Source organism: Stenotrophomonas sp. STEN014, from assembly GCF_056760315.1.
In genome coordinates this window covers 111,865-135,155 of record NZ_JBRREN010000006.1, presented here as the reverse complement: position 1 = coordinate 135,155, position 23,291 = coordinate 111,865, and the positions used below count along the sequence as shown (strand labels likewise).

Annotated in this window: 18 protein-coding genes and 2 pseudogenes; 14 read left to right on the top strand and 6 right to left on the bottom strand. The window is 65.0% G+C overall.

The window, feature by feature from the left end; all coding sequences use genetic code 11:
* Positions 1–71: 71 nt before the first annotated feature.
* Together lolA and ACVOMC_RS10230 are read right to left on the bottom strand one after the other, a co-directional pair.
* Positions 72–710: an outer membrane lipoprotein periplasmic chaperone LolA gene (lolA, locus tag ACVOMC_RS10235; protein ID WP_481523841.1), complete on the bottom strand. Its 639-nt coding sequence runs from the start codon at positions 708–710 to the stop codon at positions 72–74.
* A 92-nt stretch (positions 711–802) separates the two neighbouring features.
* The gene (locus tag ACVOMC_RS10230) at positions 803–3,163 is read right to left on the bottom strand and encodes a DNA translocase FtsK (protein ID WP_481523840.1); all 2,361 of its coding nucleotides are present in this window, start codon (positions 3,161–3,163) and stop codon (positions 803–805) included.
* 287 nt (positions 3,164–3,450) lie between these two features.
* Between ACVOMC_RS10230 and trxB the strand changes: the two genes are divergently transcribed.
* The 5 genes from trxB to infA all read left to right on the top strand — a co-directional run bounded on the left by trxB (position 3,451) and on the right by infA (position 7,525).
* A complete protein-coding gene (gene trxB, locus ACVOMC_RS10225) occupies positions 3,451–4,419 on the top strand; it encodes a thioredoxin-disulfide reductase (RefSeq protein ID WP_054658536.1) in 969 nt (322 codons plus the stop codon).
* 22 nt (positions 4,420–4,441) lie between these two features.
* Entirely contained in the window at positions 4,442–5,335 is an 894-nt protein-coding gene (locus tag ACVOMC_RS10220) for a metallophosphoesterase (RefSeq protein ID WP_481523839.1), read from the top strand.
* The gene (locus ACVOMC_RS10215; protein ID WP_481523838.1) at positions 5,332–6,474 is read left to right on the top strand and encodes a GNAT family N-acetyltransferase; all 1,143 of its coding nucleotides are present in this window, start codon (positions 5,332–5,334) and stop codon (positions 6,472–6,474) included. Before ACVOMC_RS10220 ends, ACVOMC_RS10215 begins: the two co-directional genes overlap by 4 nt.
* The gene (gene aat / locus ACVOMC_RS10210) at positions 6,471–7,220 is read left to right on the top strand and encodes a leucyl/phenylalanyl-tRNA--protein transferase (RefSeq protein ID WP_481523837.1); all 750 of its coding nucleotides are present in this window, start codon (positions 6,471–6,473) and stop codon (positions 7,218–7,220) included. Before ACVOMC_RS10215 ends, aat begins: the two co-directional genes overlap by 4 nt.
* Before the next feature lie 86 nt (positions 7,221–7,306).
* Positions 7,307–7,525 carry a translation initiation factor IF-1 gene (gene infA / locus ACVOMC_RS10205; protein ID WP_005409596.1) on the top strand — a complete coding sequence of 73 codons (219 nt, stop codon included), beginning with the start codon at positions 7,307–7,309 and terminating at the stop codon, positions 7,523–7,525.
* 142 nt (positions 7,526–7,667) lie between these two features.
* On the opposite strand, the gene clpA is transcribed toward infA, so the two are convergent.
* Positions 7,668–9,947 carry an ATP-dependent Clp protease ATP-binding subunit ClpA gene (clpA, locus tag ACVOMC_RS10200; protein ID WP_481523836.1) on the bottom strand — a complete coding sequence of 760 codons (2,280 nt, stop codon included), beginning with the start codon at positions 9,945–9,947 and terminating at the stop codon, positions 7,668–7,670.
* Between the two features lie 117 nt (positions 9,948–10,064).
* On the opposite strand from clpA, the gene ACVOMC_RS10195 reads away from it, so the two are divergent.
* Together ACVOMC_RS10195 and ACVOMC_RS10190 are read left to right on the top strand one after the other, a co-directional pair.
* Complete coding sequence (locus tag ACVOMC_RS10195; RefSeq protein WP_054657014.1) at positions 10,065–10,421, top strand: aminoglycoside phosphotransferase family protein; 357 nt, start codon at positions 10,065–10,067, stop codon at positions 10,419–10,421.
* Positions 10,422–10,434: 13 nt separating this feature from the next.
* Positions 10,435–10,821 (top strand): annotated as a pseudogene (locus tag ACVOMC_RS10190) (aminoglycoside phosphotransferase family protein); the annotation flags it as partial.
* Positions 10,822–10,904: 83 nt separating this feature from the next.
* Here ACVOMC_RS10190 and clpS read toward each other — a convergent pair.
* Positions 10,905–11,225 carry an ATP-dependent Clp protease adapter ClpS gene (gene clpS / locus ACVOMC_RS10185; RefSeq protein ID WP_054657010.1) on the bottom strand — a complete coding sequence of 107 codons (321 nt, stop codon included), beginning with the start codon at positions 11,223–11,225 and terminating at the stop codon, positions 10,905–10,907.
* 93 nt (positions 11,226–11,318) lie between these two features.
* Here clpS and ACVOMC_RS10180 point away from each other — a divergent pair, with 93 nt between their 5' ends.
* The 5 genes from ACVOMC_RS10180 (at position 11,319) to ACVOMC_RS10160 (ending at position 15,322) form a co-directional block, all read left to right on the top strand.
* A complete protein-coding gene (locus ACVOMC_RS10180; RefSeq protein ID WP_054657007.1) occupies positions 11,319–11,795 on the top strand; it encodes a hypothetical protein in 477 nt (158 codons plus the stop codon).
* A gap of 2 nt (positions 11,796–11,797) precedes the next feature.
* Positions 11,798–12,259 carry an NUDIX hydrolase gene (locus ACVOMC_RS10175; protein WP_481523835.1) on the top strand — a complete coding sequence of 154 codons (462 nt, stop codon included), beginning with the start codon at positions 11,798–11,800 and terminating at the stop codon, positions 12,257–12,259.
* Positions 12,256–13,377, top strand: a complete 1,122-nt coding sequence (gene mnmA / locus ACVOMC_RS10170; RefSeq protein WP_481523834.1) for a tRNA 2-thiouridine(34) synthase MnmA — start codon at positions 12,256–12,258, stop codon at positions 13,375–13,377. Before ACVOMC_RS10175 ends, mnmA begins: the two co-directional genes overlap by 4 nt.
* Positions 13,378–13,386: 9 nt before the next feature.
* Entirely contained in the window at positions 13,387–14,001 is a 615-nt protein-coding gene (gene hflD / locus ACVOMC_RS10165; protein WP_481523833.1) for a high frequency lysogenization protein HflD, read from the top strand.
* A 130-nt stretch (positions 14,002–14,131) separates the two neighbouring features.
* Positions 14,132–15,322 carry a methyl-accepting chemotaxis protein gene (locus ACVOMC_RS10160; RefSeq protein ID WP_054656999.1) on the top strand — a complete coding sequence of 397 codons (1,191 nt, stop codon included), beginning with the start codon at positions 14,132–14,134 and terminating at the stop codon, positions 15,320–15,322.
* A 497-nt stretch (positions 15,323–15,819) separates the two neighbouring features.
* On the opposite strand, the pseudogene ACVOMC_RS10155 reads toward ACVOMC_RS10160, so the two are convergent.
* Positions 15,820–17,946 (bottom strand): annotated as a pseudogene (locus ACVOMC_RS10155) (putative bifunctional diguanylate cyclase/phosphodiesterase); the annotation flags it as partial.
* 298 nt (positions 17,947–18,244) lie between these two features.
* Here ACVOMC_RS10155 and ACVOMC_RS10150 point away from each other — a divergent pair.
* Complete coding sequence (locus ACVOMC_RS10150; RefSeq protein WP_481523832.1) at positions 18,245–20,245, top strand: PAS domain-containing sensor histidine kinase; 2,001 nt, start codon at positions 18,245–18,247, stop codon at positions 20,243–20,245.
* Between the two features lie 3 nt (positions 20,246–20,248).
* Positions 20,249–21,976, top strand: a complete 1,728-nt coding sequence (locus ACVOMC_RS10145) for an EAL domain-containing protein (RefSeq protein WP_481523831.1) — start codon at positions 20,249–20,251, stop codon at positions 21,974–21,976.
* Positions 21,977–21,985: 9 nt separating this feature from the next.
* On the opposite strand, the gene ACVOMC_RS10140 is transcribed toward ACVOMC_RS10145, so the two are convergent.
* Positions 21,986–23,137, bottom strand: a complete 1,152-nt coding sequence (locus ACVOMC_RS10140) for an ATP-binding protein (protein ID WP_083468360.1) — start codon at positions 23,135–23,137, stop codon at positions 21,986–21,988.
* Between the last annotated feature and the right edge of the window lie 154 nt (positions 23,138–23,291).

Here is a 23,291-nt window from a genome sequence, read left to right as displayed (position 1 = left end):
CAATGAAGATATTTCGGGATCTGGCCACGCCCGCATTCTAGCAGCGTGGCTCACTCGTCCCTGCCGACGGATCAACGCTCGCCGACGACGTCCACGCCCTTGGCGGGCACAAAGCGGAAGGTGCCGGCGGCAAAGCCGGGGTTCTTCTTCCAGCCACTGAAATCAATGACGGTGCGCTGGCCCACGGCATCGACCACCTCCATTCGCGACAGTCCACCCTGGGCGAACCCCAGCGCCGCGTACTGGAAGCTGGCATCGGTCTCGCGCTTGGGGGTCAGCGACAGCCACTGCATTCCATCACGCGCCGCGGCCTCCTCGCTGACATCGTACTGGCGCTCCAGCAATGCCGGGTTGATCAGGGCGGTGAGCGGACTGCTCTGCTCCTCGGTGCCCTGCTCGCGCACCGTGGCCTGCTCCAGGTCAGGCTCATACACCCACACTTTTGCGCCGTCAGCGACGATCAGCTGCGGATGCGGGCGGGTGTATTCCCAGCGGAACAGCCGCGGCGCCGACAGCGCCACGCGGCCACTGGAGGATTCCTTCAGTTTGCCGCGCGAGTCGAACACCTGCTGCGAGAACTGCCCATCCAGGCCACGCAGACCGCTGGTGAAGGACTTCAGGTCGTCACGGGCACCGGCATGGGCATCTGCCGCGAGGCCAGCGCAGGCCACGGCAACGGCGAGAACGGAGTAGCGCAGGAATGCAGTCATGGCAGCGGCAGTCGGGAAGGTGTGGGTGAGGCAGAGTCTGCCTCTTGGGAACTGAATGGGCGGCAATCGGGAACTGAACACCGCCCTTCTCATCACTTCGGCGGCGGCGGTGCCAACACGGTGCGATCACCGTTGTGCTCGGGGGAGCTCACCACCCCGGCTGCTTCCATGGCCTCGATCAGGCGCGCGGCGCGGTTGTAGCCAATCTTCAACCGGCGCTGTACACCGGAGATCGATGCACGGCGGGTTTCGGTCACGATGCGCAGCGCCTCGTCGTACAAGGGGTCGGACTCGTCACCGCCGCCACTGCTCTCCGGCAGACCAGTGGCGCCGACCACGGTACCGTCGCCCATCATCTGCACCTCATCCAGCACGCCGGAAATGTAGTCGGTCGGGCCGCTGGCCTTCAGATGCTCGACCACGCGATGCACCTCCTCGTCGGAGACGAAGGCACCGTGCACGCGATCCGGCAGCGCGGTGCCGGGCGGCAGATACAGCATGTCGCCGTTGCCCAGCAGCGCCTCGGCGCCGGACTGGTCCAGGATGGTGCGCGAATCGATCTTGGAGCTGACCTGGAAAGCGATACGGGTCGGGATATTGGCCTTGATCAGGCCGGTGATCACGTCCACCGATGGCCGCTGCGTGGCCAGGATCAGATGGATGCCGGCCGCACGCGCCTTCTGCGCCAGCCGCGCGATCAGCTCTTCGACCTTCTTGCCGACGATCATCATCATGTCGGCGAATTCGTCGATGAAGATGACAATGAACGGCAGCGGCTCCAGCGGACGCGGCGCCTCGCCCATTTCCGGGTTCGGTTTGAACAGCGGGTCCATCAGCGGCTGGCCGGCCTCGATGGCGTCCTTCACCTTCTTGTTGAAGCCGGCCAGGTTGCGCACGCCGACCGCGCTCATCAGCTTGTAGCGGCGCTCCATCTCGGCCACACACCAGCGCAGGCCGTTGCCGGCCTCCTTCATGTCGGTGACCACCGGCGCCAGCAGGTGCGGGATGCCCTGATAGACGCTCAGCTCCAGCATCTTCGGGTCGATCATCAGCATGCGCAGGTCTTTCGGGCTGGCCTTGTACAGCAGGCTCAGCACCATCGCATTGACCGCCACCGACTTGCCCGAACCGGTGGTGCCGGCCACCAGCAGGTGCGGCATGCGCGCCAGGTCGGCCACCGTCGGGCGGCCGGCGATGTCCTTGCCCAGCGCCAGGGTCAGCACGCTGGCGGATTTGTCGTATTCCTTGGAGCGCAGCAGCTCGGACAGGAAGATCATCTCGCGGCTGACGTTGGGAATTTCCAAGCCGATCACCGACTTGCCCGGGATCACGTCGACCACGCGCACCGATTTGACCGACAGGCCGCGGGCGATGTCCTTGTCCAGCGAGCTGATCTGGCTGACCTTCACGCCCGGTGCCGGCTCGATCTCGAAGCGGGTGATCACCGGCCCCGGATAGGCGCCGACCACCACCGCATCGATACGGAAGTCCTTGAGCTTGAACTCGATCTGCCGCGACAGGGTTTCCAGTGTCTCCTCGGAATAGCCCTTGGCCTGCGGCTTGGGATCATCCAGCAAGGCCAGTGGCGGCAGGTCGGAGCCATCGCCGTTGACGCCCTGGAACATCGGAATCTGCGTCTCCCGCTTGGCGCGGTCGCTTTTCTCGATAACCGGCGCCGGACGTGGCTCGATCTTCACCGGTTCGCGCTTGGCGCGGACCTCGGCGTCGACCTTGCGGATTTCCTCGCGCTCTTCGCGCAGGGCACGGGTCTGCTGCCATTCGCTGGCCTGTTCCTTCTTCTTGTTGAGCAGCGGACCCAGCGCCAGCACCCACGTGCCGATCTTCTCCATCACCGCAAACCAGGACAGCCCGGTGGCCAGGGTGATCGAGGTCAGCAGCAACACCAGCAGGAACAGGTTGCTGCCCACCGGCCCGAAGCCGCTCTGCAGCGACTTTCCGACCAGCACACCCAAGCCGCCGCCGGCACGGGCCACATCCCCCGGCGGCAGCCGCAGATACAGAAAGCCGGTGGCACCGATCAGAAAACCGACAATGCCGACCAGCCGCAGCGCCGGCCCCAGGTCGTCCTGGACGCGTTCCTCGCGCTTGAGCCCGAACATCGCGATCCACGCCACCGCAGCCAGCATCAGTGGCAGCAGATAGGCCACGTAGCCGAACAGCTGGCGCATGACATCGGCGATCCACGCGCCGACCTTGCCGCCCATGTTGTGCACCGGCGCGACGACCGAACCGGATTGCGACCAGCCCGGATCACTGGGGGAGTAGGTGAACAGACTGGCCAGCAGATACAGCAGGGCAGGCGCGATAGCGATCAGCGCCAGATCACGCCACAACTTCTGCCGGCGCGGATTGTCTGGCGCCGCAGCCGCCGACTTGCGCGCACTGGCGCCCGCGCTGGAGCTCTTGTCACGTTCCGGGACCTGTTTCGCCACCTTTGACCAGACCTTAAAAATGCACGGTTAGTGATTGATATTAAACGACTGACCGCCGGGTTTCATCCGCTTTCGTCACCCACCGTCTTGCCCCGGAGCCGCCAACACCATAAAGCCGCCGGATACACACGGCGGTACGCTGCCGAACCTGGAAACGCCTTCTGACGGGCCGCCCAGTTCCATTCACGCGCCTTGATTCACCCCGGTCCGACCGCCACTCTATGGCTTGCCCGGATGGTCGCGGAACTCCCCGATCATGCCGCCAATCCTGACTTTCGCGAGTATACATGAGCACTTCCAGCCTCCCGACCAAGCACACCCGCCTGTTGATCCTGGGCTCCGGCCCCGCCGGCTGGACCGCCGCCGTCTATGCCGCCCGCGCCAATCTCAAGCCGCTGGTCGTCACCGGCCTGCAGCAGGGCGGCCAGCTGATGACCACCACCGAAGTGGACAACTGGCCAGGCGACGCGCACGGGCTGATGGGGCCGGACCTGATGGCGCGCATGCAGGCTCATGCAGAGCGTTTCGACACCGAAGTGGTGTTCGACCATATCCATACAGCCGACCTGTCCCAGCGGCCATTCACCCTGACCGGCGACAGCGCCCAGTACACCTGCGACGCGCTGATCATCGCTACCGGCGCCACCGCCAAGTACCTGGGCATTCCGTCGGAAGAGACCTTCAAGGGTCGCGGCGTGTCGGCCTGCGCCACCTGTGACGGGTTCTTCTACAAGGACCAGGACGTGGTCGTGGTCGGCGGCGGCAACACTGCCGTGGAAGAGGCGCTGTACCTGTCCAACATCGCCCGCAAGGTCTACCTGGTCCACCGCCGCGACACGCTGAAGGCGGAAAAGATCATGCAGGACAAGCTGTTCGCCAAGGTCGCCGCCGGCAAGATCGAGACCGTCTGGCACCACCAGGTGGACGAGGTGCTGGGCAACGAGATGGGCGTGACCGGCGTCCGAGTGAAGTCCACGCTCGACGGCAGCACCCGCGACATTGACGCCCATGGCTTCTTCGTCGCCATCGGCCATCACCCCAACACCAGCCTGTTCGACGGCCAGCTGGCGATGAACAACGGCTATCTGGAAATCCGCTCGGGCCTGGGCGGCAACGCCACCATGACCTCGGTGGAAGGCGTCTTTGCCGCGGGCGACGTGGCCGACCAGCACTACCGCCAGGCGATCACCTCGGCCGGCTTCGGCTGCATGGCCGCGCTGGATGCAGAGCGCTTCCTGGACGCGCAGGACGCCTGAGGCCCGTTCCCGGCAGCCCGGCATGGACAAGGTGATGCTCAAACAGCTGCTGTTCCACGGCAGCTGGCTGGTGTTTCCGGCCATCGTCTGGCTGCTGTGGCGTTGGCGCGGCGGCGGCCAGCGCGCCGTGCTGGTCGTCCTGCTGCTGGGCTGCGGCGCATTCACCTGGGCGCGGTTCATCGAGCCGCAGCTGATTCTGGTCGACCACACCGAGCTGCGCGGCACCGGTGCGGATACGCGGGTTGCCCTGCTCAGCGACATCCACCTCGGGGTCTACAAGGACCGGGCTTTCCTGCAGCGGGTGGTCCAGCGCGTGAATACGCTGGATGTCGACGCGGTGGTCATCGCCGGCGACCTGACCTACGAATCGCGTCCTGAACAGCTGCACGGACTGTTTTCCCCGTTGGCGCAACTGCGGTTGCCCACGTATGTGGTGCTGGGCAACCACGACCAGCAGCCGCCGGGCCGGGATCTCGACAAACCCTTGCGTGAAGCACTGCTGGCACACGGCATGCGCATCATCGAAGGCCGCGTCATCACCGATACACGCGGCGTGCACTGGGCCGGGCTCGGCGACCAGTGGGCCGGCAAGGATGATCCCGGCTTCCTTCGTCAGCCTGGCCCGCACCGCGACCGCACGATCCTGATCGCCCACAACCCGGACAGCGCCATGCAGTTGCGCCCCGGGGATGCGACGCTGGTGCTGGCCGGGCATACCCATGGAGGCCAGATCCGCATTCCATGGCTGTATCGCAACGTCATCCCCAGCGCCCACGGCTTTGATCGTGGCGAGCAGGTGATGCAGACCGGCCATGGCACGGTGCGCGTATTCACCACGCGTGGCGTCGGCGAGATCGGCCTGCCGCTGCGCCTGTTCAATCCGCCAACGATTGATGTGTTGCAGCTGCGGCCATGAACACCCCCCTCGAGCTGCACCCCCTGCTCTCGCTGGCCGACATCCCGGCCGAGCAATGGAACAGCCTGCATGACGGCAGTAATCCTTTCGTCAGCCACGCCTTTCTCGCAGGACTGGAGCAACACGGCTGCCTGCGCCCGGAATGGGGCTGGCAACCGCAGCACCTGACGCTGTGGCGCGACGGAGACCTGGTCGGCGCCGTTCCCGGCTACCTGAAGTACAACTCGCATGGTGAGTTCGTATTCGACCACGCGTGGGCCAATGCCTACGCACGCAGCGGGCTGGACTACTACCCCAAGTGGCTGGGCGGCGTGCCCTACTCGCCCGTCACCGGACCGCGCCTGCTCGCATGCAATGACGATGACCGCCGCGTCCTGCTTCAGGGCGTGGTCGACCATGTCACGAAGGCGCAACTTTCCTCGGCACATGTCAACTTCCACCTGCCTGCAGAGACGTCACTGTTTGACCAGGACTGGCTGGCACGGCGCGATGTGCAGTTCCAGTGGCGACGCCAGCCCGGCTGGCACGGATTTGACGACTTCCTGGCGGCGATGGACCACAAGCACCGCAAGAACATCCGCCAGGAACGCAACAAGGTGGCGCGGGCGGGAATCACCTTCGTGGTCCGCCACGGCGATGAAGCCAGCGCCGCCGAGCTGCAGGCGATGCACCGCTTCTACCTGCAGACCTTTGCCGAATACGGCAACGCGCCGGCGCTGACGTTGCCGTTCCTGCACCACCTGGCCGAGCACCTGCCGCGCCAGCTGGTGCTGTTCCTGGCCATCCGCGACGGCGCGCCGGTTGCCGGCGCCCTGTGCCTGCGCGGCGGGCAGACCCTGTACGGACGCTACTGGGGTGGCGCCCCGCTGCCCGGTCTGCACTTCGAGACCTGCTACTACCAGGGCATCGAGTACTGCCTGCGCAAAGGCTTGCAGCACTTCGAACCGGGCGCCCAGGGCGAGCACAAACTGGCGCGTGGCTTCCTGCCGACCGAAGTGCACAGCCGACACTGGATCGCCCACCCCAGGTTCCGCGAGGCGCTGCGCGACTGGTGCCTGCGGGAGCATGAGGACGTGACCCGCTATGCAGAGGCACTGCGGCACCACGGCCCCTTCAGATCCACGGAAGATGCCGGATGAGCCGCTACCCCCCCTACCTGCTGGGCGAGGCGAGCGACTCACCGTTCCCGCCCGCCGAACTGGCGCTGCGCGAACCCGACGGCCTGCTTGCTGTCGGCGGCGACCTGTCCCCCGTGCGCCTGCTCAACGCCTATGCCGGCGGAATCTTCCCCTGGTTTTCCCATGGCCAGCCGCTGTTGTGGTGGTCACCCGACCCCCGCATGGTGTTCCATACCAAGCAGCTCCACCTGTCCTCGCGTTTCCGTCGCAGCCTGCGCGCGTCGCCATGGCAGATCAGGGCGGATACCGCCTTCCCGGAGGTGATGCTTGCCTGCGCGCAGGCGCCTCGCCCCGGCCAGGATGGCACGTGGATCACCCCGGACATGCATCACGCCTATGTCGCGCTGCACCACCTGGGCCATGCGCATTCGGTCGAGGTGTACGAGGCAGAGGAGTTGGTCGGCGGCATCTATGGCGTGGCCATCGGCCGCATGTTCTTCGGTGAAAGCATGTTCAGCGCACGCAGCGGCGGATCGAAGGTGGCATTGGCAGCGCTGGCGGCGACGCTGGCCCGCTGGGGCTGGCCGCTGATCGACGCCCAGGTGGAAAACCCCCACCTGGTAAGGATGGGGGCGACGCATCTGGGGCGGGCAGAGTTCCTCCAGCACGTGCGCCGTCTGGCGCATGAACCGGGCAAGATCGGCTCGTGGGCGCCATATTTCGGCGACATTCCGGCCTCAACGCTGGCCCGCCCTGCCGCCCCTTAACGCAAACTTTGCATGATTCGGCGCGACGGCGTAAAATGCCCGCCCTTAGGCCCGCAAAGGCCGTCCGCAGAACCGCACAGGACTACATGTCGAAAGACGACTCCATTGAGTTCGAAGGCACCGTCAGCGAGACGTTGCCCAACACCACTTTCCGCGTTCGCCTGGAAAATGGGCATGAGATCATTGCCCACATCTCCGGCCGCATGCGCAAGAACTACATCCGCATCCTGACCGGCGATCGCGTCAAGGTCGAGATGACGCCATACGACCTGACCAAGGGCCGTATCACCTACCGCATGAAGTAAGGCGGCAGGCCGGGCGTATGCCTGAAAAGCCAGCCTTGCGCTGGCTTTTTGCGTTGCTTTTCGCCGCTTGCCCACAGCGCTCCGGATACAACAGCGGCGGCCGTAGCCGCCGCTGTTCAAACCCGAAAAGAGGCGCCGGACGTTACACCGTGGCCGGCAGCAGATGTTCGGGTTCGGGCTCGGTTTGCACCACCAGCTCGCCGTCGCGAACGTCGATGCTGACCTTGCCGCCACCAACCAGCTTGCCGAACAGCAGCTCGTCCGCCAACGGACGCTTGATCCTGTCCTGGATCACCCGGTTCATCGGACGCGCCCCCATTTCCGGATCGAATCCGTGTTGCGCCAGCCAGTCGCGGGCCGCCGGGGTCGCCGACAGCGACACATGCTTGTCCTGCAACAGCATCTCCAGCTCGATCAGGAACTTGTCCACCACCCGCAGGATGTGCTCGAAGCCCAGCGGCTGGAACTGCACCACCGCATCCAGGCGATTGCGGAACTCCGGGGTGAAGCTCTTGCGGATCACCTCCATCGCATCGGTCGCGTGATCCTGCTTGGTGAAACCGATCGAGCGGCGGGCGGCCTGTGCCGCACCGGCGTTGGTGGTCATCACCAGGATCACATTCTTGAAGTTGGCTTCACGACCGTTGGTGTCGGTAAGAATGCCGCGATCCATGACCTGCAGCAGGATGTTGAAGATGTCCGGGTGGGCTTTTTCCACCTCATCCAGCAGCAGCACGCAATGCGGGGTCTTCACGATTTTCTCCGTGAGCAGCCCGCCCTGGTCGAAGCCGACGTAACCCGGAGGCGCGCCGATCAGGCGGCTGACCGAGTGCGGCTCCATGTACTCGGACATGTCAAAGCGCACCAGCTCGATCCCCAGCTGCAACGCCAGCTGACGGGTGACCTCGGTCTTGCCCACGCCGGTCGGGCCGGCAAACAGGAAGTTGCCGATCGGTTTGTCCGGATTGCCCAGCCCGGAGCGCGACAGTTTAATCGCCGAGGCGAGGCTGTAGATGGCCGGATCCTGGCCGAAGATCACCATCTTCAGATTGCGCTCAAGGTGCTTGAGCACATCCTTGTCGGTGGCGGTGACCTGCTTGGCCGGAATGCGTGCCATCTTGGCGATGATCGCCTCGATCTCCTCGGTATCGATACGATGTTTACGCTGATCTTCCGGCAGCAACCGCTGCCGCGCACCCGCCTCGTCGATGACGTCGATGGCTTTGTCGGGCAACAGACGGTCGCCGATGTGCTTGACCGAAAGATCCACCGCGGCCTGCAGCGCATCATCGGCATAGGTCACGCTGTGGTGCGCCTCGTATTTGGGACGCAGCCCCTTGAGGATTTCATACGCCTCGCCCACGGTCGGCTCGACGATGTCGATCTTCTGGAAACGCCGCGCCAGCGCACGGTCCTTCTCGAAGATGCCACGGTATTCCTGGAACGTGGTCGAGCCGATGCACCGCAGCTCACCCGAGGCCAGTGCCGGCTTGATCAGATTGGAGGCGTCCATGGTGCCGCCCGAGGCCGACCCGGCGCCGATGATCGTGTGGATCTCATCGATGAACAGCACCGCGTCGGGAATCTTCTTCAACGCGCTGATCACGCCCTTGAGCCGTTTCTCGAAGTCACCGCGGTACTTGGTGCCGGCCACCAGCGCGCCAAGGTCAAGCGAGTAGATCACCGCATTGGCCAGCACCTCCGGCACCTCGCCATCGACGATGCGCTTGGCCAATCCCTCGGCGATGGCGGTCTTGCCCACGCCAGCCTCTCCGACGTACAGCGGATTGTTCTTGCGGCGACGGCACAGCACCTGGATGGTCCGCTCGATCTCGTCGCGCCGCCCGACCAGCGGATCGATCCGCCCGGCACGGGCCAGCTCATTGAGGTTGCTGGCATAGTCGGTCAGCGCATCGCCCTTGGATTCGGCGTCGCCCCCCTCGCTCCTTCCCTCGCCCTCGATCGAAGAGGAGGAATCGTCCTCCTCACCCATTTTTGCAACGCCATGGGACAGGTAGTTGACGATATCCAGCCGGGTGACGTCCTGCTGGTTGAGATAGTAGACCGCGTGCGAATCCTTCTCACCGAAGATCGCCACCAGCACATTGGCGCCGGTGACCTCCTTCTTGCCGGAGGACTGCACGTGGTAGACCGCACGCTGCAACACCCGCTGGAAACCCAGGGTCGGCTGGGTGTCACGCCCATCGTCATCGGCCAGCCGCGACACGGAGGTTTCCACCGCCTGCTCCAACTCCTGGTGCAGGCGGTCCAGATCCGCTCCGCATGCCTTCAGCACGGCGTGGGCCGACGGATTTTCCAACAAGGCGAGCAGCAGGTGCTCGACCGTCATGAATTCGTGACGAGCCTCGCGAGCGCGCTTGTAGCACTGACCAATCGTCTGCTCGAGGTCTTTACTGAACATTGGGAACTCCGAATCCGGTTGGAGACAATATGCGGCCTGACAGCGGAATTTTCATCACCCTACCGGATGGCCGTGTTTAAGCGGCGTTAGCATGAAACCCCTCTGCTGGAATGACTGATGGGCAGCCAACATCTGCAACGCTGGCAGCTGCGCTCCGTTGGCGCGCCCATTGTCATGCGCGTCGCGGGCCTGCTGCCGGTACTGACGCAAACAGGCACGCCCGCCATGCTGAAACAGCCGCTCTCCTGCAGCATTACCGCCGGCCGCGGCCGCCCTCGGCTCTGGAATGGGGATGGCGCGATACGCCCGCTGGCCAGTGACGGCGCGACGATGCTGCTGGAACACATCGTTCCCGGGAAGCCGCTGCGCGATCTTCCGGTGGAGGGCGCAGATCGGGACGCCACGGTGATCTTGTGCGATGTCGCCGCAAAGTCGCACAGCCGCATCGCCGTAGAAGCACACCGCCGGCACTGACTCCACTGCGGCACTGGTTCGGCGCCCTGCGGCATCCTCACGTATCGCAGCACGGGTTGCTGTGGCAGTGCTTGCCCGTGCCGCCCAGCTTCTTGCGCAACCGGGGAACCCGATCGCACTTCAGGGCGACCTTCATCATGACAATGTCCTGGATGGCGGGGCCCGCGGCTGGCTGGCGATTGCCCCCAAGGGCCTGCTCGGGGAGCCCGGCTTCGACTACGCCCCGCTGTTCCTGAACCCGGATCTGTGTGTCGCAGGGCGGCGATTTTCCACCTATGAGCGGAATTCCAATGAGCGGAATTCCAACGCACGGCTGATCCAGGTCAGCCACCACCCCGGCATCGCGCAACAGCGATTGCTGCAGTGGATTGCGGTCTACGCGGTCCTGTCTGCCTGCTGGCTCATCGAAGATTGCCAGGACGCCTCTACATCAGTCTTTCCACCGCCAAGCTGGCCCTGGCCCGCGAAGCCGGCTGAGCAGCCTCAGGCCTGCTCCATCGTGCACAGCAGCGGATGCTGGTTCATACGGGAGAACTCGTTGACCTGGGCGACCTTGGTTTCGGCTACTTCGCGGGTGTACACCCCGCAGATGCCGCGGCCGCGGGTATGGACATGCAGCATCACCTGGGTGGCCTGGTCCAGGCTCATCGAGAAAAAGTTCTGCAACACCACCACCACGAAGTCCATCGGGGTGTAGTCGTCATTGAGCAGCATCACCTGATACTGCGGCGGCGGGGCGATCTGCGGCTTTCCCGGCGCAACCAGTACGCCGTGCTCGCTCTCGTGTTGGGTCTTCTGGGACATCGCCAGATTATAGCTTTTCACCCTTCCCGATTGGACGGCGCCCCCCCTGCCCCCGCACAATTTGCAGGTCATCCACATTCCTGCAGGGGAAGCATGAAGCAGATCGTATTGGCCGCCGCACTGGCTGGCATCTTGACCGGCACTTGCGGCGCGGCGTTCGCCGCCGGGCCGGACCGCGCCGTGGGCCGCCTGCTCGACGGGCTGGAATACAAGTATGAAATCGACGAAGACGGCGATTACAAACTGGTATTCGACATGGAAAACGACCGCAGTCAGCTGGTGTTCGTGCGCTCCTCGGTGGAAACCTATGGCAGCCACCACATCCGTGAAATCTGGTCGCCGGGCTACAAGTCGCCGGGACCACAGTTCCCGGCGCTGATCGGCAACCGCCTGCTGGAAGACTCCAACGAATCCAAGCTCGGCGCCTGGGTCAAGCAGGGGGACATGGCCATGTTCGTCGTCAAGATCGATGCTGACGCCTCGGCCGAAGTGCTCAGCGACGCCATCGATGCGGCCTGCAAGAGCGCCGATGCAATTGAACTGGAACTGACGTCCAAGGACGAGTACTGAGCGTGAACGCATTGCAGTCCCAGCGATGGGCGCCACATGTCACCGTGGCCACCGTGGTCTCCCGCGCAGGGCAACTGCTGCTGGTGGAAGAGGTAAAACAGGGTCGCAGGCTGCTGAACCAGCCGGCCGGCCACTTGGAACCGGGCGAAAGCCTGCTGGACGCGGCGGTGCGCGAAACCCGCGAAGAAACCGGCTGGGACGTGCGGCTGACCGCCTTCATCGGTACCTACCAGTGGCAGGCCGATGACGGCACGCCCTTCCTGCGCTTCGCCTTTGCCGCCGAACCGCTCCACCATCACGCCGCACAGGCGCTTGATGCCGGAATCATCCAGGCCTTGTGGCTGCCGCCGGAAGCCATCCAGGCCGAGATGGAACGGCTGCGCAGCCCGCTGGTCTGGCGCACGGTCGCCGACTGGCTGGCCGGGCAACGCCACCCCCTGTCGCTGCTGAGGCAGATCCCATGAGCACACCGGATATTGTCGTAGGCGTCTCCGGCGGCGTGGATTCCTCGGTCGCGGCGCTGATGCTGGTACAGCAGGGGCTTCCGGTCGCGGGGCTGTTCATGCAGAACTGGGCCGACGACGGCAGCGGCCACTGCCGGGCTGAAGACGATCGACGCGATGCGGTCGCCGTCTGCGGACGGCTGGGTATCCCGTTCCATTTCCGCGATTTCTCCAGCGAATACTGGGAAGGGGTGTTCGAGCACTTCCTGGCCGAATATGCGGCCGGTCGGACGCCCAACCCGGACGTACTATGCAACCGGGAAGTGAAGTTCAAGCACTTCCTGGAGGCAGCCCGCGACCTGGGCGCCGAGCGGATCGCCACCGGCCATTACGCACAGGTGCACCAGCACCGTGGGCGCTGGCGCCTGCTGCGCGGCGCCGACCGCGGCAAGGATCAAAGCTACTTCCTGCACCAGCTGGGGCAGGAACAACTGGCGGCCACCCTGTTCCCGATCGGCCATCTGGAAAAAAGCCAGCTGCGTCGCATCGCCCGCGATGCCGGGTTGCAGACCCATGCCAAAAAGGACTCCACGGGCATCTGCTTCATCGGTGAACGCGATTTCCGCGAGTTCCTGGGCCAGTATCTGCCCGCGCGGCGCGGCGAGATCCGCGATCCCGACGACCAGGTCATCGCCACCCATCCCGGCGTTTTCTATTTCACCCTGGGCCAGCGCGAAGGGCTGAATATCGGCGGCGTGCGCGGCCGGCCGGCGGCCCCCTGGTTCGTGGTCGGCAAGGACGTGGCACGCAACATCCTGTACGTCGACCAGGGGCACGACAGTGCCTATCTGCAGTCGAACTGGCTGCGCAGCGAACCGATGCACTGGATTTCAGGGACAGCCCCGGCGACGGAATTCGAATGCACCGCACAGACCCGCTATCGGCAGCCGGACGAGCCGTGTACCGTGCGGGTGCGTGACGACGGTACGCTGGATGTGCATTTCGCAGGCCCGCAACGGGCGGTGACCCCCGGACAGTCACTGGTGCTCTATGACGGCATGGAATGTCTGGGCGGGGCGGTGATCGCCGCCACCAATGCACCGCTGGAGCGCCGTCTGGGCGCGCCACCTTCCCCTTGAGAGGTAACCATGAGTTTTTCGTTTGACGACCGCGTACTGGCGCTGGCCGGCATTGCCCAGGCCCTGCAGCAGGTCCGCCGTATCGCCGAAACCGGCCATTCCGAAGCGGCCATCGTGCGCACGGCGATGGACAGTGTCATGCGGCTCGATGCGCCCGACCCTGCTGCGGTGTATGGCAGCGCCAGGCAGGTGGAGCCTGGCCTGCGCCTGTTGCGCGACTATTTCCGCAACCAGGGCAAGGACGAATTGTTGCCGCGCCTGGCGTTGTCGGTGATGCAGCTGGAGCGCCGCTTCGTACGTGAGGCCTCGACCGTGGACAAGGTGCAGGCGGGGGTGCGCCGGGCCGCGGCGCGGGCGAAGGAGCTCGGCGAAAGCAACCACCCCGACGTGCTCTTGGCCATGGGCGAGCTGTACAAGGACACGATCAGCCAGCTCAAGCCCAAGATCATGGTCCAGGGCAATCCGCACTATCTCAACCAGGCCCCCGTGGTCTCGGAAATCCGCGCGCTGCTGCTGGCCGCCGTGCGCTCGGCGGTACTGTGGCGGCAACTGGGAGGCAACTACTGGGACTTCCTGATTTCGCGCAAGACCATGGTCGAGGCGATCGAACGCCGCCTGCGCTGAGACGTGCGCCGTATGCGCCGCACCACGCCACCGCCTACGGCCATCACAAAACGTTCCGGGAGTCCGTCGCAGGCCTAAAGCCCCCCGGCCTGCGGCCGATACTGCATTCGTGACTCTCCCGAGAACGTCCATGTATTCACGTATTGCAATCCGCCTGGCCGCCCCGCTGGCCTTGACCTTCCTGCTCCCGCTTGCTGCCGCCCTGGCGTGGCCGTCAGCAGCCGTGTGGGCGATCCTGACCACAATGGTGCTGAGCTGGCTGGTGTTTGCGTACTGGACTGTGCACGCACAGGCCCAGCGCTCCCCCGAACATGCCAAGGTGCTGAAGGAACAGGACCAGCTGCTCAATGAACTGCGCAGCTTCGTCAGCAACGAGATCGATGGCTCACGCAGCGAGATCGAACGTGCCCGCGAACTGATCCGTCAGGCGGTCGCCGGGCTCGGTGGCAGTTTCGATTCGATGAGCCGCAAGTCCCGGCAGCAGAGCCAAGCCCTGGCCCGTGTGGTCGACCGCGCCGGCGATGAAGGCGGCGGCGGCGTCGACGTGGCCCGCTTCGCCCAGCATGCCAGCCAGCAGATGGAACAGCTGGTTGAGGCGCTGGAACAGGTCAGCGGCCAGAGCAGCAACACCGTGCAGCACATCGACCAGATGGCACAGCACCTGGATGGCATCTTCGCGCTGCTGGAAGACGTCAAATCCATCGCCGACCAGACCAACCTGCTGGCGCTGAACGCGGCGATCGAGGCGGCACGTGCCGGCGAGGCCGGCCGCGGCTTTGCGGTGGTCGCTGACGAGGTACGCAACCTGTCCGAGCGCTCCACCACCTTCAACGAGCAGATCCGCAAGCTGGCCCACAGCTCCAAGGACGCCATCGCCAAGGTGCGCGAGACCGTCTCGCACATGGCCTCGCGCGACATGGACCGCTCCCGCGAAGCGCGCCATGAGGCCGCGGCGATGCTGGAGAACGTGGCCGCCATCAATGCATCGCTGGGCGATGGCATGCGCGAGATCTCCGACTGCGGCCGTGCCATCGACAGCAGTGTTGCCGAAGCCGTGCGCGCCCTGCAGTTCGAGGACATCGCCACCCAGGCCTTGGGCGGCGCCCACACGCATCTGGACCGCCTAGGTGCCATCAACCGCGAAGCCCTGGCCCTGCAGGAGCTGCTGCACCGGAACGGCGGGGTCTTCGACGATGAGCTGGTAACCGCCCTGCAGCGCACCGGCAGCCGCCTGCGCGAGATGCGCAACGAATGGGAGCGCCCGCCGCACAAGCCGGTGAGCCAGCAGAGCATGGGCGCAGGAACGGTCGAACTGTTCTGACACCCCCTTGGTTGATGGAAAAGCCCCGGCATGTCCGGGGCTTTTCTTTTTGCAATCAGGCATATGCCTTGGACTGCAACCGGCTGCTACGGCAACGCATAAAGGCAGCGGACAGCCGCCGCGCCGGAGCAGATCGAGTTGCGCAGGCATGGTCGAAGGTGGCGCCACTGCGGGCGGGTAAGTCAGCGGAAGCGACGGCGTATCGGGTGCCTTTCATCTTCATGACGATGCGCCCGGTCATACCCCGGCGAAGCGGATAGATCGCCGGCGTCCGCCCGGTCCCGGTACATCCCCGCGCTGGCGTGGCGCGCAATGGCAGGGTCTGGCGGCGACCCAACACTCGCGCCCGGTTCAAACCGGTCGCGCTGCTTGCTGGCCAGAGGGCCCGGAGACACGCAAACAGCACAAGGGCGCATCAGGTGCGCCCTTGTGCTGGAACTGTTTGATATGGAGGATTCGCCGGCCTGCCCGGCCCGACCCTGCGCCGCGTGAGCGCCCTACACCCTGGCCTTGAGCCACTGCGCCATCTCGCGCGGCGGCAGCGGCCGCGAGAACAGGTAGCCCTGCATCTCATCGCAGCCCTGGGCACGCAGCATCAACTCTTCCTGTACCGTCTCCACGCCTTCGGCGACCACCTGCATGCCCAGCGCGTGGCCCAGCTGCACGATTGCCTGGGTGACTTCGGCCGTCCCGGCATCGTGCAGCATTTCCTGCACGAAACTGCGGTCGATTTTCAGACGCTGCACGGGAAACCGGTTGAGGTAGTGCAGATTCGAGAAACCGGTACCGAAGTCATCCACCGCCAGCGGTACGCCATTGGTTTCGAATATCTCGAAACATTGGCGCAACGCATCCGTGTCGCGGATCAGCGCCGACTCGGTGAGCTCCAGCTCAAGCTGATGCGGCGGCCAGTTGTGGCGGCGACAGGTCTGGATCACACGCTCGGCGAAGCCCCGCTCACGCAGCTGCACCGCGGAAATATTCACGGCGATACGCTCAAACGCCAGCCCGGCCTGTCGCCAGACAGCGGCCTGCCGGCAGGCTTCGTCCAGCACCCATTCGCCGATCTGGTTGATTTCACCGCATTTCTCGGCGATCGGAATGAACTCGGCCGGTCCGCAGACCCCGATCCTGGGATGCTCCCAGCGCACCAGCGCCTCGATTGACGGAGGCTGCGAGGAATCGGCGTGTACCAGCGGCTGGTAGACCAGCGAGAACTCCTCGCGATCCACCGCACCGTGCAGCGCGTGCTCGACCTCAAGGCGGCGCTGGGTACGCGCCAGCGCATCCTGGCTGTAGTACTGGTAGGTGTTGCGTCCGGCGCTCTTGGCGGCGTACATCGCCGCATCGGCGGCGCGCAACAGGGTGTCGAAATCCTGACGCGTTTCGTCCATCAGCGCGATGCCGACGCTCGCGCCGACCTTCAGCGCGCTGTCGCCGCGATACAGCGGCTCGGCAAGCGAAGCGATCAGCTTGCGGGCGACCAGCCCGGCATCCTCGGGCTGACTGAGATTGCGCAGGATCACGATGAACTCATCGCCACTGAAGCGCGCGAACAGATCCGCATTGCTGAGGTTCTGGTGGAAGCGTGCGGCGGCCGCCTTGAGCAAGCTGTCGCCGGTGGCGTGACCGAAAGTGTCGTTGATGGCCTTGAAGCCATCCAGGTCGATGAACAGCATCGCCAGCGTCGCGCCGCGCTTACGCGCCTCCTCCATCGCCTCGATCGCCTGCTCGCGCAGCAGCATCCTGTTGGGGAGTCCGGTCAGCAGGTCGTAGTGCGCCAGAAGCTCGATGCGCTCATTGGCCTCTCGCTCGCGGGTGATGTCGCGGAACAACACCACAAACCGCTCGGGCAAGCCTTCGCGCTGGTCCAGTTCGACAAGCACCTGCACCCACACCCGCTGGCCCGAATGCCGGTAGAAACACAGTTCCAACTGCTCGGGAAGACCACCCGCAGCAATGCGATCCAGGGTCGCACAGAAGCTGTCCTGCGAATCCTGCGTATACAGGGACAGCGCCTGATCCAGGCTGACCTGCTCCTTGCGCAAGCCATGGATGCGGTAGCACTCCTCGGTCCACAGCATGCTGCGGCTGCCCACCTCGATCTCGCAGGCGCCGATCCGGCCCAGTGCGGAAACGCGATTGAGCAGCTCGGTCCGCCAGCGGATCAGCGCATCGGTCTGCCGCTGTGCGGAGACATTGTGGATCTGGCCGATCACCCGCTGGAGGCTGCCATTTGGATCCAGATGCGGCTGCATCCAGACACGCAACTGCAAGGTGAGGCCATCGCCAGCACGGTGACTCATATCGAAGGTGTATTCGTTGCCCTCCCGCTGAACCCGGCGCCAGGCGGAGAGCACCTGCCTGCGTCCTCCCCGGCCCAGCACCCGCATCCAGCGGCGATCTTCCGGCAACGAACCCGCCTGCAGCGTAGTGACGGCATAAAACGCATCAGACCAGCGCATGCAGCCGCCAGCCTCGTTTTCCCAGACCCAGCCGCCCATCCCGGCGGCGCGCTGGGCCTGTTTCAGCTGGGTCCGCTGGATCTCCAGCTCCGTCTCAAGCGCCCGTTGGCGCTGGCTGCTGCCGCAGGCGCCGGTCATGCCCACTGCAACCCTGTCGACATGCGGCAAGTCGGCGGCCGTGCCCAGGTGGTGCTTCAACAGACTGAAAATCGCACCCTGATCCACGCCGTACCGCTCCACTCTTTGTTGGAATTAATCGAATAACGGCCGGCACGCCGGAAAATTGAGCAGCCCGTCGCGTCCACTTTTGGCAAGCAGGTAAGATGGAGACCGACTTTCCGTCCCCGACCCATCAGGAACAATGGAGACAGGCCAGCCCCCGCTTCCGCCTTCACCGTCTTACGCTGGCTTGCTGTTGAAGAAGTTGACGACGAATTTTTATCCAGGTGTCGCCCTCTTGCTGCTGATCGGGCTGGCCGGTTGCGTTGCTCCCTGGCTGACGGTCGCGTTGTCCATACCCGCGGCAGCCATCACAACTGTGATCTGCGTCACCCTCCTTTTCGCCTGCGCGCTGGTGCTGACCCGCAGGTGGCAGCGCTGCCAGGCGCAGCTGGCGTACGAGCAGGAGCGGCTGGCACATGAATTGACGGAGTACCGGCAGCGTTTCGAATGCAACGCCGGCGCGATGCTGGTCTATGACTTGGCCACCTGGACGATCCGTGATGCCAATCCCGCGGCCGAAGCGCTGCTGGGCTGGAGCCGCCAGGAGCTCGGCGGGATGACGATCGGGCAGCTGATTCCGCCAGGTTCGGAAGAACTGCTGCGTCGCCATATGGCCCGCATTGTCGCCCGGCCTGACAGTGAGCAGCACCTGTCGACCAACCTGCAGCGACGCGACGGCAGCATTCATCCGGCGGAACTGTGGGGAAGCCGCCTCACCCTCGACGGGCGCGCGGCGCGGCTGGTCAACATGATTGATCGCAGTGCCGAGGTCGCCACCCGGCGGCAACTCGATACCGCCCTGAACCGGATGCGCGAGGTCCAATCCATAGCACGCATCGGCGCACTTGAGATCGATCCGGTCAAGGCACAGATCCGCCTGTCGGATGAAGCGTGCCTGCTGCTGGCGCGGCGTCCGGGCCCCTCACCGACATGGCAACCGATCGGCGATGCGTTCCGGATCGGTGAAAACGACGCAAGCGAGCTGTTGCAGAGCATTGACGCCATCGTCAAAGGCAGCGCTGCCCAGCTGGACCTGCTGTTGCGTGTGCGGGCGATGGACGGACGCTTGCTGACCATCCACCTGCGCGCGCGCCAGGCCCCGGTACAAACCGGGGCGGCGCCGGGCGTGATCCATGGAACCTTGCAGGATGTCAGCGAGCGCGAGCATTCGCGCCAGCTGCTGAAGGAGCGCGAGGAGCAGTTCCGCGAGCTGGTGCGCGTCCTTCCTGACGGCGTCGTGATCCTTTCCGAGGACCAGGTGCTGTACATCAACCCGCTGGGCGCCGCGCAGTTCGGCTACGCCGCCGAGCAGATGCTCGGCACCCCGCTGCAGTCGCTGGTCACCGGCGATGATCTTGCCCGGGTACGCGACTATCTGAATCTTCCGCGCCGGTATCTTGACCGCCTGCCGCCGCTGATTCCCAGCATGCAGCGCCAGGATGGCAGCCACTTCCTGGCGGCCTTGTCAGTGGGAGACGTACGCTACGGCGGACGCGACTGCCGACTGCTGGTCATCCGCGACCTCACCGAACTGGAGTCCCACCGCGCCGCGCTGGAAACCAGCAACCGGGAACTGCAGGCTCTGGCCGGACGCCTGTTTTCGGTGCAGGAAGACGAGCGCAGGGCTATTTCGCGCGACCTGCACGACGATATCGGCCAGTCCATCACCGCGATCAAACTCGCCGCGCATGCCGCGATGCACGAGCTGGATGCCACGCGCCGCAATGAAGATATCGGCCAGATCATCGAGCTGGTCGACAGCACCGTCACCCGGCTGCGCAACCTGTCGATGCTGCTTCGCCCCCCGCAACTTGACGCGCTGGGCCTGCAGGCCGCGGTGCGCTGGCAGGCAGGGCAGCTTTTCCGGGCCTCGCCGGTGGAGCTGCAGATGGAGATCGGCGAACTGTCCCAGCGCCCGGACAATGCGATCGAGCAGGCCTGCTTCCGCATCGCGCAGGAAAGCCTGACCAATGCCTTGCGTCATGCGCAGGCAAGCCAGGTCCAGCTGCGATTGAACGAGGCCGACAACGGCCAGCTGCATCTGCGGGTTATCGATGATGGCGAGGGTTTCGATCCCGACGGTCCGCGCGGCCTGGGCCTGATCGTGATGCGCGAGCGCGCGCAGAGCGCCGGCGGCAAGCTGGAGATCATCACCGCACCGGGCGAAGGCACGTGCATCGACCTGTACCTCCCCATCCGCGCATCGCAACCGCTCGAAGCGGCAGCTGGACTCTGAACCATGTGGCCTTCCCCCCTCTCCACGCCGCCTTTTACGGAAACGCAGACCGCCCGGCTTGGCGCAGGCAATCCGGAGTTCGCCGCGCTGGTCAACGAGGCCGCCAGCGGTGGCACACCGCTGGTGGTGATGCACCTGGATATCGATCATTTCGCCTCGGTAAACGAGAACATGAGTGCGGAAGTCGGCGACCAGGCGCTGGAATTGATCGCCGAGCGCCTGCGCACGCATCTGCAGGGGCGAGGCCGGCTGTGGCGCCATGGCAGCGACGAGTTCCTGATCGCGATTCCGCGCCTGCCGGGTGAACCGCTTCCCGAGGAGATGGCCGAATCGCTGCGCCAGCAGATGGAGCTGCCGCTGTCGGTGCTGCCTTACACGCTGTTTCTGACCGCGAAGATCGGCGTTAGCCTGTGCCCGGAGCACGCCACACGGCCCAGCAGACTGCTGGATCTGGCCGAGGACGCACTGCATCAGGCCGGTCGCGAAGGTGGCAACTCGGTGCACCTGTACGTGCTGCACAAGCCCAGCAGCGCGCACAGCGAAAGCATCATCTCAAGGCAACTGGTCGATGCGATCGACAACGGCGAATTGCGCCTGCGCTACCAGCCGCTGGTCAGTGCCCGCGATGGCCATGTGGTCGGCATGGAGGCACTGCTGCGCTGGCAATCGCCGACGCTGGGAATGCTCGTCCCCGAACGCTTCATGCGTACCGCCGAGCGTCTGGGCATCATCGTCCAGATCGGCTCGTGGGTGCTGGAGGTCGCGCTGCGCCAGGCACGGGTCTGGCGGGACCAGGGATTCGACGATTTCAGCGTGGCGATCAACGTCTCCACCCTGCAACTGTTGCGCCCCAACTTTTTCGCCGAAGTCATGGGGATGCTGCAGACCACCGGCGTGCCGCCGCGCATGCTGACCCTGGAAATCAACGAAAGCGCGCTGACCAACAATGTGAACTTCGTCCATGAGACGCTGGCCAACCTGCGCAACGAAGGCATCAGCCTGAGCCTGGACAACTTCGGCACCGGCGACTCCAGCCTCAGCGCGCTGGTCCGCTACCCGGTCGACAAGCTGAAGATCGACCGCAGCTTCATCAAGAGCGCGCCGGCGGCCAATCGCGAAGCGGCGATCAGTCGCGCGATCATCGCGATGGGCCACCAGCTGGGCATGACCGTGATCGCCAATGGCGTCGAATCACAGGCGCAGCTGGGCTTCCTGCGGCGCAACGACTGCGACGTGTTCCAGGGCTACCTGTTTGGCGAGCCGATGTCGGCCGATGCCGCCGGCATGACTTTGCGCCGGCGCTACCTGCGCCCGGAAGCCTTTGCCGAAACACGCCCGGATCGCACCCTGCTGTTGCTGGATGACGAGGAGAACGTGCTGCGCTCACTGGTGCGCCTGTTCCGCCGCGACGGTTACCGCATCCTGGCCGCCGGCAACGTGCGTGATGCCTTCGACCTGCTGGCGATCAACGATGTGCAGGTGATCCTGTCCGACCAGCGCATGTCCGACATGAGCGGCACCGAGTTCCTGGGCCGGGTGAAGATGCTCTACCCGGACACCATCCGCCTGGTGCTCTCCGGCTACACCGATCTGGCCACCGTGACCGATGCGATCAACCGTGGCGCGATCTACCGTTTCCTGACCAAACCGTGGGATGACGACGAGCTGCGCGAGCACATCCGCCAGGCGTTCCGTACCCACGATGAAAAACGCGGCGGCGTCCCGCTGTGAGTGCCGCCGTCAGCCCTTGGGCTGACGGATCGGCAGGATGATGCGGAAGCGCGAACCTTCACCGACGGTGCTGTCCAGGTCGATGCGGCCGTGATGCTTGTTGATGATGCCGTAGGAAATCGACAGCCCCAGCCCGGTGCCACTGCCGACCGGCTTGGTGGTGAAGAACGGATCGAAAATGCGCTGGCGCAGCTCGGGGGAAATACCGGCGCCGTTGTCCTTGAACTCCACCCACACTTCATCACCGCTCACGCCGCTGCTGACCACGATATGGCCGCGTTCGGCCACCGCATGTCCGGCATTGAGCAGCATGTTCATGTAGACCTGGTTCAACTCCGAGGGCAGGCATTCCACCATCGGCAGTTCGCCGTACTGGCGCTCGAGCGTGACCTTGTACTTGAGTTCGTTCCAGATGATGTTGATCGTCGATTCGAGCCCGGCGTGCAGGTCGGCCAGCTTCCAGGACTCGTCGCGCCCGGAATAGGAGAAGTCCTTCAGATCACGCACGATGCGGGTCACGCGCTCGATGCCCTCGCGTGATTCGGCCATCAGCTGCGGCAGGTCGCGACTGATGAAGTCGATATCCAGCCGGCTGCGGATATCGTCGATCTCCGGGATCGAAGCCTTCGGGTCCGGGGCGCGCAGGGCGCGCTCATAGGCCTCGATGACCGTGAACAGGCTGCGCAGGTATTCCTGCAGGCTGCCCAGGTTGGAGTGGACATAGCCGATGGGATTGTTGATCTCGTGGGCGACACCGGCGGCCAACTGGCCGATGGACGCCATCTTTTCCGACTGCAGGAGCTTTTCCTGGGTCCCATTCAGTCGCAGGTAGGCCTGGCGCAACTCGGCGTGGCGCTGCTGCAGCTCACGCTCGTAGTCTTCCTGCCCTTCGAGATTGCGGAACAGCGCCAGGTAGACGTCGCGTCCTTCGCCCGGCTGATGGTAGAGCTGGAGGATCACCACCCGCTCGCCAAGCGGCAGACTGCCACTCCAGCTGCCGCTCTCCTTGGCCTGCGGCATGGCGGCCGGCGGCAGGAAACGCGCGAGTTTCGCGCCGAGCGCCAGGACCGGGCTCTGCTCGGCGTCCAGCATCTGGCGCGCGGCACGGTTGACCAGCGAGGTATTGCCCTTGCCGTCGAACAGGAGCAGACCTTCACGCATGCGTTCGCCCAGGGCGCGCAGCACATCGGCGGAGGGCAACGGGAACAGCGAAGCGAAATCGGGAGTGGACACGGGCCGCAGGATCAGGGGAAACGGCTGATCAATATATACGTTTGCCCGGTACCGGTTCAGGCGCGCCCGCTGAACGGGCGCG